Below are 13,923 nucleotides of genomic sequence, written 5' to 3' on the forward strand. Positions count from 1 at the left end.
GACCGGCCGGGGCAGGGCACGCTGGGCGACGAGGTGGAAGCCGGCGCTGAACGCGTTCGCGATCGCATTCGAAGGCCGTATCAACTAATGACCGCCAGACCAGATCCACCGTTTATCGGACACACCCCCCAACGACAAGTGGATCAAGGAGTTGATTCGCTGGTGGAACGCTGGGGCGAAGTCTTCCTCGGTTTCGGCCTGCTTGCTCGTTTGCGGCGCAGTCAGCGACGGCAGCATCAGCCTTGGACTCGGCATGAAAGCGAACTTTGATCTGACGCTATCCACCGGCAGGGTTGCGAACGCGCCCACGATCAGTACTGCCGGACTCAGCGGCACGTGCAGCGCCTCAGCAATCGTTGGTGTTTACGGGGAAGGGGGCTTCTTCATGTCTAGTCAGTCGGGAACTGAAGGCGCTCTGACCGGCGGTTTAGGCAGCTCGTTTGGCCTAGGGGGCGGATGCGCTCTGATGTTCAACTGGTACCTATGAGTGATCGTTGAGATAAGGGGCGTCCTTTGAGTTGTACGTCAGAGTTGCTCATCTTGCAGCTGTGGATTGCTGCTGGCGCGTACTTCAGCGCCTATGGAGCATGGTTCGCTCGCCTTGTGAACCGTGGCAATAGGCTCTCCGGTGGCTGGCGTAGTGCGTTCGCCGGGACTCCCCCGATCGTCGGATCCATTGCCGGTGCCGCGATTCTTGCGAGCGGAGTCGTCAGATACTCCAGCTGGGCGACGAACTGTGTGTCTGCGACGGTTCCTACCCCCGCGCGGGTGGCCCTCCTACTCCTCGCAGGGGCAGTCGCGATCGTTGCGTTGGCTCGGCTGGTATGGGGTTCGATCCAGTCGTACCGCGCTGGAGAACTTTCCGTCCCTATGCCCCCGGCCGATGACCGTGACGCGACGACCCAGTGGCGAGTTCCCCAACCCCCCGTAAGACGGAGCGTCGAGTACGTCCTGTCAGCCATCGTCGCGATCTCACTATTCATCGGTGGTTACGTTGCCTAATCGGCGAAGCTGACTCGCGCCAACGTCGCCGCCCACCGCTGGCTGCGTCTACTGAGCAGCCCGAAACCTGCGGGATCGATTCGGGCGGTTCCCAGCCAGCTGATCATTCAGCCGAATAGGCTGGATCCGCCGACTCCGGCTACACAGCAGCTCACCCACACGAGGCCTCCATGACCCCGAGCACGACTCCCCCGCCGCCCGCAGACAAGCGTGCGAGCGGCAATCCGGCCAAGCAGGCCGAGATCAACCTGACCGTCAAGCAGCAGCGCGAGCAGAAGCGCCAGCAGAAGCTCGCCGAGTACCAGAAGCAGCTCGCGAAGCGCAAGCGCGGCAAGATCGTGTGGTGGACCGTGGGCTCGGCGGCGGCGGTCATCGTCATCGGCGCGATCGTGGCATCCATCGTCTTCCAGCCCGCTCCCCCCGCGTCGTACACGGCCGGCGGCTCGGGCGCGACGATCGAGGGCGTCGAGACCTTCGACAACGAGACGACCCACGTCGAGGGAACGGTCGACTACCCGCAGAATCCGCCCGCCGGCGGACCCCACAACGCCGTGTGGCTCAACTGCGGCGTCTACGACCAGCCGCAGCAGAACGAGAACGCCGTGCACGCGCTCGAACACGGCGCCGTCTGGGTCACGTACGACCCCGCGGTGATCTCGGGCGACGACCTCGCGACCCTCGAGAGCACCCTGCCCTCGACGTACGCGATCCTGTCGCCGTACGAAGGCATGGACACCCCGATCGCCGTGAGCAACTGGAACCACCAGCTCAAGGTGGACTCCGCCGATGACCCGCGCATCGCGGAGTTCTTCGAGGAGTACTGGCGTTCGGACGACGTTCCCGAGCCCGGTGCCCTCTGCACGGGTGCCATCGACGGCCCGGGCAAGCAGTAGACGATGACCGACAGCGGTGAGCAGCCCGTCGCCGGGTGGCGACGCTGGCTGCTCATCGCCGTCATCGCGCTCGGTGTCGCCGGTCTCGCGTTCGCGATCGGCCGCTTCTCGACGTTCGGCGCGACCTCGTCGGTCGTGACGCCCTCGACGGATTCGGCGGATGCCGGGTTCGCACGCGACATGCAGCTGCACCACGCGCAGGCGATCGACATGGCGATGACGATCTACCGCAAGACCGACGACGAAGAGCTGCGCATCCTCGCGTACGACATCGCGACATCGCAGGCCGAGCAGAAGGGCCAGATGTACGACTGGCTCGTCAAGTGGGGGCTTTCGCAGTCCGGCGGCCCGCTCATGTCGTGGATGACGGCGACAGACGGCGGTCACGATCACGGTGTCACCGCGACCGGCGAGGCGCTGACCGACGAAGAGCTCCGTGAAGCGATGGGCATGGCGTCGGACGACGAACTGCGAGAGCTGGATGCCGCGACCGGCCAGACAGCGGACTGTCTCTTCCTCGAGCTCATGATCCGCCACCACCAGGGCGCGATCCCTATGGCCGAAGCGCTGCTCGACCTCGGGTCCGATCCGCGCGCTCAGGCGGTCGCCGAAGCGATGAAGAACGGCCAGACAGCCGAGATCGACGCGATGGAGTCCATGCAGTCGCGCCTGCAGTGCGCCGGCTGAGCGCTAACCTGGGCGCGTGAGCGAGGCATCCACCGTCACCGTCAAACGACCCGTGGTCGTCACGATCGCGATCGTCCTCGTGTACATCACGGCGTTCGCGAGCGTCGCGCTCGGGATCCTCGTGCTCCTCAGCCGCTACGAGGTGCCGGGCGACGAGGTGCTGCCTGTCTCGCTGCTGGGTGCCGCGATCATCCTGCTCGGCCTGCTCATCGTCGCGGTCGCATCGGGCCTCGCGCGCGGCAGCCGCTTCTCGCGCACGCTCATCACGATCTACCTCGTGATCTCGCTCGCACTCCGGGTGACGACGATCGTCACCACCGACGGCTGGCAGTGGTCGGCGATCACGCAGGGCATCCTCGAGATCGCGGTCCTCGCCGCGCTCTGGCTGCCGCCGGGCTCGCGGTTCTTCGCGAACGCGGCTCAGGTCAGGATGTAGCGCTCCGGCATCCACTCGTTCGCCGAACCCACGCACTTTCACCGAACCCACGCTCTTTCGGCGGCGAAAGCGTGTGGTTTCGGTGAGAATGCGTGGTTTCGTGGATCAGCGTCCCGCGCCCGCCGCGAGCGACCGCGCGACGAAGCGGCGGTGGAAGAAGCGCACGATCTCGATGCCGCCGATCGTGAGGATCGTGATGCCGGCGATGAGCCACGCGCATTCCCGACCCGGGTCGACGAGCTGGAAGAACTCGGTGGCGAGCGGGATGCTGAAGACCAGCACGAGCCCGATGAACATCGCGCCGATCACGAGCGCCTTGACTCGCGTGACGGGCCGCGAGAGCACCGTGAGCACCCAGATTCCGACGATCGCGAGGATGATCGTCGATCCCGTCCGCAATTCGGCCTCCGGCACCTCGAGCGCCATCGCGAGCCGCGTGTAGACGGTCAGGGCGATCGCGATGATGATGCCCGCGGGGATCGCGAAGCTCAACGAGCGCCGCAGGAACCCGGGGACGTAGCGCTGCGCGTTGGGCAGCAGGGCGAGGAAGAACGCCGGGATGCCGATCGTCAGGCCGTCCGTGATCGAGAGCTGCCGCGGCAGGAACGGGAACTCCATCACCATGACGCCGAACAGGATCGCGAGGCCTGTCGCGTAGGCGGTCTTGGTCAGGAACAGCATCGAGACGCGCTCGATGTTGGCGATGACCTGGCGCCCCTCGGCGACGACGTCGGGCAGGTGCGAGAACTGACCGTCGAGCAGCACGAGCCGCGCGACCGCCTTCGTCGCGGCGGCTCCCGAGTTCATCGCGATGCCGATGTCGGCCGTCTTGATCGCGAGGGCGTCGTTCACACCGTCGCCGGTCATCGCGACCGTGTGACCCTTCGACTGCAGCGCGACGACCATGCGCTTCTTCTGCTCGGGCGTGACGCGGCCGAACACGAGGTTCTCCTCGAGCACGCGACCGAGTTCCGCGTCGTCGTCGGGGAGCTTGCGCGCGTCGAACCCTTCGGGAGCGTCCAGCCCCACCTCGCGCGCGATCGCGGCGACGGTGCGCGGGTTGTCGCCGGAGATGACGCGGATGCCGACGCCCTGCTCGGCGAAGTAGGCGAGCGTCTGCGCGGCATCCGGCCGGACCTGCTCGCGGAACGTCAGCACGACGACGGGCACGACTCCGTCGGGCAGTCGCTCGGCTTCGACGTCGGCTTCGTCGATGGATGCCGCAGCCCGGCCGAGGACGAGCGTGCGCCGTCCCGTCGAGGCGAGCTCGGTCACGACCCGGCCGAGCGGCGAAGACGCGTCGGTCGCGGCATCCCCGAACACCATCTCCGGCGCCCCGAGCACCCACGTGCCCGACTCGGCGCCCGAGAACGACACGGCGCTCCACTTGCGGGCCGACGAGAAGGGGATGTAGGCCGCGACCTCGAGCGCTGCCGTGACCGGGTAGGGCTCACGGAGGCACTTCGCCGTCGCGTTCGCGTCGGGGGCAGCGCCGTACCACGCGAGCACGGGCTCGAATCCTGCCAATCCCCCGTCGAGCGGGTGGGCTCCGTCGAAATCGATGTCGCCCGCCGTGAGCGTGCCGGTCTTGTCGAGACAGACGACGTCGACGCGCGCGAGGCCCTCGACGGCGGGGAGCTCGTTGACGAGCACCTTGCGGGCAGCCAGCTTGGCGGCACCGACCGCGAACGCGATGCTCGTCATCAGCACCAGGCCGAGCGGAATCATCGCCGTGAGCGACGCGATCGTGTTGACGACCGCCTGCACCCACGTTCCCGTCTCCCACGCCGTCACCCACCCGCCGGACACCATCATCTGCGCGTTGAGCACGAGCAGGCCGATCGGGCCGATCCCCCACCCCACCCATTTCAGAACGCGGTTGACCGACGTGCGCAGCTCGGACGAGACGAGCGAGAACCGCTTCGCCTCGCCGGCGAACTGGTTGGCGTACGAGTCGGCGCCCACGCGGTTCACCTGTGCCGCGCCCTCGCCCGCCACCACGATCGATGCCGACAGCGCCTGGTCTCCGGGCTTCTTGTCGACCGCATCGGACTCGCCCGTGAGCATCGACTCGTCGATCTGCAGCGCGCGCGACTCGACGACGAGCGCGTCGGCGGGGACCTCGTCCCCCGCGCGCAGCACGAGGATGTCGCCCTTCACGACCTCGCCGGGCGGCAGCTCGACCTCGACGCCGTCCCGGCGCACGCGCGCCGCCGAGGCGTTGAGCAGCGCGAGCTTGTCGAGCGCGGCCTTCGCGCGGAACTCCTGCCAGCAGCCGATGATCGAGTTCGCGAACGCGGCGAGACCGAAGATCGCATCCTGCCAACGGCCGAGCAGCAGCAGCACGAAGAAGCACGAGAAGACGATCCCGTTGAAGAGCGTGAAGACATTCGCGCGGACGATGCTCCACACGCCCCGGCTCGTGTCGGCCTTGTACGCGTTGGTCTCGCCCGCGGCGATCCGTTCGGCGACATCCGCGGCGGTGAGCCCGACCGCGGGATCGACGGATGGTGACGAGGTCGCGACGGGAGCGGCATCCATGGACTCACACTAACGACGCCCTTCTGCCGCGTGCATGAGCAACGGGAGAATGGATGCCGTGACCACTGATTCATCCGTCATCCATGTCTCCGCTGCCGGGGTCTCGCTGCTCGTGGACGCACGCGGCGGGCGCCTGCCGGCGATCGTGCACTGGGGTCCCGCGCTCGCCTCCCTGGATGCGGTCGCGGCGGAAGCACTGTGCGACGCCGTCGTCCCGGTCATCGGGTCGAACAATCCCGAGACCCCGCTGCGCCTCGCCGTGCTGCCCGAGCACCATGCGGGGTGGATCGGCCGACCCGGGCTCTCGGGTTCTTTCGCCGGCTCCGGGTGGTCACCGCGATTCGTCGTGGAGCGCATCGAGTCAGGCGGCGCGCCGGTCGACGGGTTCGTCGACGCCGGTGCCGGAGAACTGGTCTTCCACGCCGTCGACGACGCGGGTCGCCTCGCGCTGCGGCTCGTGATCGAGCTGCTGCCGAGCGGACTCGTGCGCACACGTGCGACGGTGACGAATCGCACCGACGACGCCTACACGCTCGACGACCTCGCGCTGGCCCTGCCGATCCCGGCCGAAGCCACCGAACTGCTCGACTTCACAGGCCGGCACAACGGCGAGCGCGTGCCGCAGCGCACGCCGCTGCGTGGCGGCATTCATCTTCGCGAGAACCGCCGCGGCCGCACCGGCGCCGACAGCGCGTTCGTGCTGCACGCCGGCGTCCCGGGCTTCGGATTCGCGGACGGCCGCGTGTGGGCCGTCCACACCGCCTGGAGCGGTGACCACCGCCATTACGCCGAGCGCGTATTCACGGGCGAGCAGGTGCTCGGCGGTGGCGAGCTGCTCCTTCCGGGCGAGATCGTGCTGGAGAACGGCTCTTCGTACGAGGGTCCGTGGGTCTACGGGTCCTTCGGCGACGGATTGGATGCCGTGGCCAAGCGCTTCCACGCGCACCTGCGCGCGCGCGTCGACGCACCGGGGCCGGATCGCCCCGTCACGCTCAACGTGTGGGAGGCGGTCTACTTCCGCCACGATGCGGGCGAGCTCACGGCCCTCGCCGACAGTGCCGCGCAGATCGGCATCGAGCGTTTCGTCCTCGACGACGGCTGGTTCGGCGGACGCCGACACGACCGCGCCGGACTCGGCGACTGGGTCGTGTCGCCCGACGTGTGGCCGGAGGGCCTGCATCCGCTCGTCGACCACGTCCACGAGCGCGGAATGCAGTTCGGCCTGTGGTTCGAACCCGAGATGATCAATCTCGACAGCGACCTCGCTCGTGCGCACCCGGAGTGGATCATGGCGGCGCGCGCCGACCTGCCGATCGAGTCGCGCTTCCAGCACGTGCTGAATCTCGCCCACCCGGGTGCGTACGCGCATGTGAAGGCTCAGATGGCGGCGATCCTCGACGAGTACGCGATCGACTACATCAAGTGGGATCACAATCGCGATCTCATCGAGGCCGGCGACCCCACCGACGGCGGGCGGCCGGTCGTGCATGCGCAGACGCTCGCGTTCTACCGTCTGCTGCGCGAGCTGCGCGACGCGCATCCCGGGCTCGAGATCGAGTCGTGCTCGTCGGGTGGCGGACGCGTCGACCTCGGGGTGCTCGAGCTGACCGACCGCGTGTGGGTGTCCGACAACAGCGATCCGCACGACCGGCAGTCGATGAACCGCTGGACGGCGCAACTCGTGCCGCCCGAGTTCCTCGGCACCCACATCGCATCGGAGCGCTCGCACACGACCGGGCGCGTGATGGATCTGTCGTTCCGCGCGGGCACTGCGGTCTTCGGGCACTTCGGCATCGAGTGGGACCTCGGGGATGTCTCCGAGACGGACCTGGAGCGTCTCGCCCGCTGGATCGACTTCTACCGCTCCGAGCGGGAGCTGCTGCTCGGGGGCGAGCTCGTACGCATCGACGCTCCCGACCCGGACGTCATCGCCCACGGGGTCGTCGCGTCCGACCGGACGAGCGCTCTGTTCAGCGTCGCGGTTCTCGGCGGCATCCGTCCCGATCCACCGGCACGCCTGCGTCTGCGCGGTCTCGACCCGGATCGTCGGTACCGGGTCGCGCCGTTGTTCATCGGCGCGCTGCCCTCGGGGCTCATCGCTCCCGAGTGGTGGGGCCGGCCGAGCGACGCCGAGGCACTCGCCGCGCAGGAGTACTGGGATCGCCACGAGCGGTCGGACGTGTCGTTCCCGGGCGGGGTCTTCCGTGGCGACCTGCTCCACGAGACGGGTCTCGCCTCACCGCGTGTGAACCCGGACCAGCTCGTGATGTACCGCGTCACGGCCGTCGAATGAGCACACGATGAAGGGCGCGGCTCCCCCCGGTGCCGCGCCCTTCATCGCTTCCCCAGCTACTTGACCGAACCCGCGGTGAGACCGCGCACGAAGAACCGCTGCAGTGCGAAGAAGATCACCAGCGGCACGACGAGGGTGATGAACGAGCCGGCCGCGACCCGCTGCCACCCCTGTCCGTACTGACCCAGCAGCGTGTAGAGCCCCTGCGTCATGACCGCGTTGGGACCCGACTGGATGAAGATGTACGCCACGAGGAAGTCGTTCCACACCCAGAGGAACTGGAAGATCGCGAACGAGGCCAGCGCGGGCACCGACATCGGGACGATGAGCCGCCAGAAGATCTGGAAGTGGCTCGCGCCGTCGACGCGCGCGGCCTCGATCAGGGCGTTGGGCAGCGTCTGCATGTAGTTGCGCAGGATGTAGATCGCGAGCGGCAGGGCGAAGGTCGAGTGCACGATCCAGGCCGCCGGGTACTGGCCGATGATCTGGATCCCCGTGGTGTTCCCGAACCACACGAACAGCTGCAGGATCGGGATGATCGCGAGCTGGATCGGCACGACCATGAGGCCGAGCACGATCGCGAAGTAGATCTCCTTGCCCCGGAACTGGAAGAACGTGAACGCGTAGGCAGCCATCGCGGCCACCATGATCGGCAGGATCGTCGCGGGAATCGTGACGGCGAGCGAATTCCAGAACGTCGTGCCGACATCGAGCGCCTCCCACGCGGATGAGAAGCCGTCCAATGTGAATCCGGCGCCGAGCGGATCGGTGAAGACCGTCCACCAGCCCGTGGCATCCGCAGCCGCCTTGGTTCGGAAGCTTGTGATGAGAAGCCCCAGCAGCGGGAAAAGCCACGCGATCGCGATGATCGCCATGATGATCGTCACGAGCACGTGCGGCTTGCGACGATCCCCCTCGGTCGGCCGCTTCGAGCGCTTGCCGCCTGTCGTGATCGTCCGAGTGTTGTTGTCCTCGTCGACGACGGGGGTCGGCATGTCGATCATCGGAGTTCCTCCTGCGACTTGTAGCTGCGGACTTGGTAGACGATGAGGGGCACGACAGCGATCATCAGGACGATGACGACGGCCGCGGCCTTACCCGGGTTCTGGAAGCTGAACAGCTGCGTGTAGAACTCGACCGCGAGCACGCTGGTCTGGTACTGGCCGCCGGTCATCGCGTAGATGATGTCGAAGATCTTCATGACGAAGATGACGACCGTGACGAAGACGGCGATGATCGTTCCGCGGATCTGCGGCACGATGACCCCGAAGAAGAGTCGTCGCTCACTCGCCCCGTCGATGCGCGCGGCCTCGATCGTCTCTTCGGGTACTCCCTTGATCGCAGCGGAGAGCAGGACCATCGCGAAGCCGACCTGCAGCCAGATTCCGATGAACATGATGAGGAAGCTGTTGAGGCGTCCGGCATCGATCGTGAGCCACGGTACGGGATCGCCGCCCGTGATCGTCGTCCAGATCTCGTTGAGCAGATAGATCTGCGGGTTTCCCGGCGGCGCGTAGAAGTAGATGAATCTCCAGGTCACGGCGGCAGCCACGCCGCTGATCGCCATCGGCAGGAAGATCATCGACTTGAACGTCGTCTCGCGCTTCTTGCCGAGGCGGTCGGTGAGCGTCGCCACGAGCAGTCCGATGAGAACGGATGCCGCGGGCACGACCAGCACCCACAGGGCGTTGTTCAACAGGACACCGAGGAAGTTCGGATCGGTGAAGAGGTCGACGTAGTTGTCGAAGCCCACGAACGTCGCGCTCTCGCCGCGACGTGCACTCTGTTCCATGAAGCTCTCGATGATCGTCCGGATCGCCGGGTACAGCAGGAAGATCCCGACGAGGATGATCACGGGGAAGAGGAAGACATATGGCAGCAACCGCGCCTTCGTCTTGTCGGGCGTCTTCTCGGTGAGCCAGTTGAGGCCCCAGAAGATCAGGAACGAGACTCCGAGTCCGAGGACCACGGAGATGACTGCACTGAGTATTGCCATCGTTGCCGCCTACGTCATTGTGGGGAAGGTGTGGGTGGGCCGACCGGTGCCGGGGTCGTCCCCCGGCACCGGTCGGATCAGGTGATGACTACCGCGGCCAGGAGGCGTCGATCGCCTCGAAGGCCTGTTCCATGCTCTTCTGGCCGGCGAACCAGCTCGTCAGTTCCGTCCACTCCGTCCCGGCTCCGACCTCGCCGGGCATCTGGTCGGAGGCGTCGAATCCGAACAGCGTCGACGCGGCGAGGAGTTCCTGGGCGTTCTTCTGGAACTCGGTCGTGTAGTTCGACGTGTCGAAGTCGTTGTGCGGCGAGAGGAAGATGGCCTGGCTTGCATAGCCGTTGGTGCCGAACTCCTTGCCGGTGATGTACTCCACGACCGCCTTCGTGTTCTCGTTGTTGGTGAATGCGCCCACCAGGTCGCCTCCGCCGAGCATCGCCGTGTCCGTTCCCTCGGGTGAGGGCAACTGGAAGAAGTTGATGTTCGAGAGGTCGTTGTCGGCGATCTGCGCCTTGATTTCGTCGGGGAAGAAGTCCGCGATGAACGAACCCTGACGCATCATGAAGCACTGGCCGTTCTCCTTGCCGGAGACGAACAGCTGGTTGCCCGCGGTCTGGAACGATGTCGTCGCAGCGGCCGCGCCGCCGCCGTTCACCTTGTCAGGCGCGAGGAGTTCGTCGGCCACCTTCGTGCCGGCCTCCTCGACGACATCGCTCGTGAAGAGGGTGTCGCCCGCGATCCAGCTGTTGTATTCATCGAGTCCGCCGTAGCGCAGGACATACTCCTCGAGCCAGTCGGTCGCCGGCCAGCCCGTCGCGGCGCCTGCCTCGAGACCGACGCACCAGGGATACCCGAGACCGTCGTTCATGATGGTGTCTTGGATCGCCGAGAGCTCTTCGTCGGTGGTGGGCACAGTGAGGCCGGCCGCTTCGAAGGCCGCCGGGTTATACCAGACCAGCGACTTCACGTTGATCGAGTACGGCAGGCCGAAGGTGCCGTCCTCGGTCGCGGCGATCGTACCCAGGCCGTTCGCCTCGTCCGCGGTGATCGCCTCAACGTCGATTCCGAGGTCCTCGAGCGGGAAGAGCGTGTTGGTCTGGCTCTTGAGCACACCCGGCTGCGGGTAGATCGCGATGTCGGGCGGGTTGCCCGCCGTCGCTCGTGCGACGACCGCCGTTTGAAAGTCCGTGTTGCCGTCGTAGGTCACGGTGATGCCGCTCTCCTCCGACCACGCGTCCAGGTCCGCCTGGAAAGCCGCGGCCTGGGCGTCGGTGAACGCGCCCATGATCGTGACGGTGCCGTCTCCGCCGCCGCCGTCGTCGCCCCCACCACCGCCGGAACATCCGGCGAGCGCGAGCCCGGCCACCGCCAGAGCTGCCACGGGGATCAGGAGCCGTCGTTGCTGCTGTGACATGCCCATGTGTGTTCTCCTCCTCGAGTCACGGGCGATTCCATAGGGAACCGTTCCCACACACGGTATGGGATGTGAGCCGGTTCGCACAACCACGCTAGCTTTCCTCCCCCGCGGAAGATTGCTCTATCCCAGATCAGCGGGCATTTAAAAGTTGGATTCACATTGATGGATTCATGGAACCGTTCCCATACGTCGCGCTTCGTGCCATGCTTGTTCCGGTCATGACGCGGAAAGGCTGACTCACCGATGAGCGGTATCGCGGAGGTCGCACGCAGGGCGGGTGTGTCGAAGTCGACCGCCAGCCGCGCCCTCGGGGGTACGGGGTACGTGTCGGATGACACCCGCCTCCGTGTCGAGGCGGCCGCCGCCGAGATCGGCTACGTCCCGTCGACCAACGCCGTGAGTCTCGCCACCGGCAAGACGCAGAACATCGGCGTGGTCATGCCGTATCTGAACCGCTGGTTCTTCGCCGAGGTGCTCGAGGGCATCCAGGAGATCCTGCTCGAGCGGGGGCTCGACCTCACGCTGTACGACGCGAAACCGGCGAGTCCCGGGCGGGCGCGCATCTTCGGCGACTTCCTCGCGCGAAGCCGTTTCGACGGTCTCATCGCGGTGGGTCTCGAACCCGATCACCACGAACTCGAGCAGCTCGTCAGGATCGGACGCCCGGTCGTGAGCGTCGTCGGCTCGGGGGATGCGACATCCATCGTCGAGATCGACGACGACTACGCCGCGCGCCGAGCGACGGACCATCTGATCGCGCTCGGTCACCGCAGGATCGCGTTCCTGGGCGGGCAGACCGATCGCCACTGGGCGCAGGTCGACCGTCGGCGGTTCGGCGGCTACGAGGCGGCGATGCAGGATGCCGGGCTCGCCGACAGCGTCCGCCACATCGAATCGGATGTCACGCTTCCCGGCGGCTACGCCGCCGCCGTCGACGCGTTGAGCGACACCCGCAACCGTTGCACCGCCGTCGTCGCATCGTGCGACGAGGTCGCGATCGGCGCGATCATCGCCGCGCGCCGGCTCGGGGTGCAGGTTCCCGGCCAGCTCAGCGTCATCGGGATCGACGACCACGAGTACGCCGAGATGTTCTCCCTGACGACGCTGCGGCAGTCTCCGCGCGAGCAGGGCCGCGTCGCCGTCGACATGCTCCTCGCACAGATCGCCGATCCCGACGAACCGCGCACCGCGGTGCGGATGAAGGCGAAGCTCATCGTGCGCTCCTCCACGGCGGCGATCGATCCGCGCGTGTCCGCGACCGTCATCGACGGCGGTCTCGACATCCCGTCGGCCGCCGGCGCCTGAGACGACGAAGACCCCGGATGCCGAGGCATCCGGGGTCTCCTACGCGTGAGCGTGATTACTTGAGCGTAACCGTCGCGCCGGCCTCTTCCAGAGCGGCCTTCGCCTTGTCGGCGGTCTCCTTGTTGGCGCCCTCGAGGACAGCCTTGGGAGCACCGTCGACGACGGCCTTCGCCTCACCGAGGCCGAGCGAGGTGAGCTCGCGGACGACCTTGATGACCTGGATCTTCTTGTCGCCGGCGGCCTCGAGGACGACGTCGAACGAGTCCTTCTCCTCGACCTCTTCGGCCGGGGCGCCTGCGCCGGCGCCGGCCGCAGCAACGGCGACGGGGGCGGCAGCGGTGACGTCGAAGGTCTCCTCGAACGCCTTGACGAACTCGGAGAGCTCGATGAGGGTGAGCTCCTTGAACGCGTCGAGCAGCTGCTCAGTGCTGAGCTTTGCCATGATGATTCTCCTTGTAGTGGGGTTTTGCTATGCCGAAGCCCGATATCAGGCCGCGGACTCCTGCTTCTCGCGCAGTGCGTCGACCGTGCGAACGGCCTTCGACGGCAGTGCGTTGAAGACGTAGGCCGCCTTCGTCAGCGAGGCCTTCATCGCACCGGCGAGCTTCGCCAGCAGGACTTCACGGCTCTCGAGATCGGCGAGCTTGTTGACCTCATCCGCGGTCAGGGGGTTTCCGTCGAAGAAGCCGCCCTTGATCACGAGAAGAGGGTGTGCCTTGGCGAAGGCGCGCAGACCCTTCGCGACGGAGACCGGGTCACCGTGCACGAAAGCGATGGCCGACGGACCCTTGAGGTCGTCGTCCAGCGAAGAGATCCCGGCCTTGTTGGCCGCGATCTTCGTCAGCGTGTTCTTCACCACGGCGTATTCCGCGTCCTGACGGATGGTGTTGCGCAGCTCCTTGAGCTGGGCAACCGTCAGACCGCGGTACTCGGTCAGCAGAACGGCGGTCGAGTCCTCGAATTGCTTCGTGAGCTCGGCGACCGATGCATCCTTCTGCGCCATGGCCACTCCTTGTGTGTACGAGACGCTCCGCGATGGCGGGGCGTCGGCCGCAGGCTCCGGTCTTCGATCTCGCTCAGGAATGACGAAAGCTCCGGCGCAAGCGCACGGAGCTTCAAGAAGAGTTCGTGACACCTGCGCGGGCCCCTGCATTCGCAGTGCTTCGATCACGTTCGCTTGCGCGCACGTCGATGACCGGCGGTCTTTGGCTACACCCAGCATACGGGATGCGGGGGCACCCGCCAAATCGGGGGAGTCAGGCCAGCGCGGTGCCGCCTTCGACGCGTCTGCGCAGTTCGCGTCGAAAGTCCGCCTCGGAGTACGGCCGGACGTCGTCCGGAAGATCCGAGGCGGTC

The 13,923-nt window shown here is 66.7% G+C and carries 12 protein-coding genes; 6 read left to right on the forward strand and 6 right to left on the reverse strand.

Going from position 1 to position 13,923, the window contains the following annotated elements:
• The 4 genes from MA876_RS18085 to MA876_RS18100 all read left to right on the forward strand — a co-directional run.
• A partial coding sequence (locus tag MA876_RS18085) for a hypothetical protein (protein WP_248152830.1) occupies nt 1–270 on the forward strand: 270 nt, incomplete at its 5' end.
• Nucleotides 271–1,172: 902 nt separating this feature from the next.
• Nucleotides 1,173–1,895, forward strand: coding sequence for a thioredoxin-like domain-containing protein (locus MA876_RS18090; protein ID WP_248152831.1), 723 nt, complete (start codon nt 1,173–1,175; stop codon nt 1,893–1,895).
• A 3-nt stretch (nt 1,896–1,898) separates the two neighbouring features.
• Nucleotides 1,899–2,582: a DUF305 domain-containing protein gene (locus MA876_RS18095; RefSeq protein ID WP_248152832.1), complete on the forward strand. Its 684-nt coding sequence runs from the start codon at nt 1,899–1,901 to the stop codon at nt 2,580–2,582.
• Between the two features lie 16 nt (nt 2,583–2,598).
• Nucleotides 2,599–3,018 (forward strand): hypothetical protein, encoded by a 420-nt coding sequence (locus MA876_RS18100; RefSeq protein WP_248152833.1) that lies wholly within the window; start codon nt 2,599–2,601, stop codon nt 3,016–3,018.
• Nucleotides 3,019–3,123: 105 nt separating this feature from the next.
• On the opposite strand, the gene MA876_RS18105 is transcribed toward MA876_RS18100, so the two are convergent.
• Nucleotides 3,124–5,559: an HAD-IC family P-type ATPase gene (locus MA876_RS18105; protein ID WP_248152834.1), complete on the reverse strand. Its 2,436-nt coding sequence runs from the start codon at nt 5,557–5,559 to the stop codon at nt 3,124–3,126.
• A gap of 49 nt (nt 5,560–5,608) precedes the next feature.
• Between MA876_RS18105 and MA876_RS18110 the strand changes: the two genes are divergently transcribed.
• On the forward strand, nt 5,609–7,852 hold the full coding sequence (locus MA876_RS18110; RefSeq protein ID WP_248152835.1) for an alpha-galactosidase: 2,244 nt from the start codon (nt 5,609–5,611) through the stop codon (nt 7,850–7,852).
• Nucleotides 7,853–7,908: 56 nt separating this feature from the next.
• On the opposite strand, the gene MA876_RS18115 is transcribed toward MA876_RS18110, so the two are convergent.
• From MA876_RS18115 to MA876_RS18125, 3 genes are all read right to left on the reverse strand, one after another.
• The gene (locus MA876_RS18115; RefSeq protein ID WP_248152836.1) at nt 7,909–8,856 is read right to left on the reverse strand and encodes a carbohydrate ABC transporter permease; all 948 of its coding nucleotides are present in this window, start codon (nt 8,854–8,856) and stop codon (nt 7,909–7,911) included.
• Entirely contained in the window at nt 8,853–9,848 is a 996-nt protein-coding gene (locus tag MA876_RS18120) for a carbohydrate ABC transporter permease (RefSeq protein ID WP_248152837.1), read from the reverse strand. The genes MA876_RS18115 and MA876_RS18120 overlap by 4 nt, the downstream gene beginning before the upstream one ends.
• Before the next feature lie 88 nt (nt 9,849–9,936).
• On the reverse strand, nt 9,937–11,265 hold the full coding sequence (locus tag MA876_RS18125) for an ABC transporter substrate-binding protein (RefSeq protein WP_248152838.1): 1,329 nt from the start codon (nt 11,263–11,265) through the stop codon (nt 9,937–9,939).
• A 240-nt stretch (nt 11,266–11,505) separates the two neighbouring features.
• On the opposite strand from MA876_RS18125, the gene MA876_RS18130 reads away from it, so the two are divergent.
• On the forward strand, nt 11,506–12,567 hold the full coding sequence (locus tag MA876_RS18130; protein ID WP_248152839.1) for a LacI family DNA-binding transcriptional regulator: 1,062 nt from the start codon (nt 11,506–11,508) through the stop codon (nt 12,565–12,567).
• A gap of 55 nt (nt 12,568–12,622) precedes the next feature.
• Here the strand turns inward: MA876_RS18130 and rplL are convergent, their stop codons facing one another.
• Together rplL and rplJ are read right to left on the reverse strand one after the other, a co-directional pair.
• On the reverse strand, nt 12,623–13,009 hold the full coding sequence (rplL, locus tag MA876_RS18135) for a 50S ribosomal protein L7/L12 (protein WP_248152840.1): 387 nt from the start codon (nt 13,007–13,009) through the stop codon (nt 12,623–12,625).
• Between the two features lie 45 nt (nt 13,010–13,054).
• Nucleotides 13,055–13,570: a 50S ribosomal protein L10 gene (rplJ, locus tag MA876_RS18140; RefSeq protein ID WP_248152841.1), complete on the reverse strand. Its 516-nt coding sequence runs from the start codon at nt 13,568–13,570 to the stop codon at nt 13,055–13,057.
• Nucleotides 13,571–13,923 lie beyond the last annotated feature (353 nt).

It is taken from the genome of Microbacterium aoyamense (assembly GCF_023155855.1).
Classification (GTDB): domain Bacteria; phylum Actinomycetota; class Actinomycetes; order Actinomycetales; family Microbacteriaceae; genus Microbacterium; species Microbacterium aoyamense.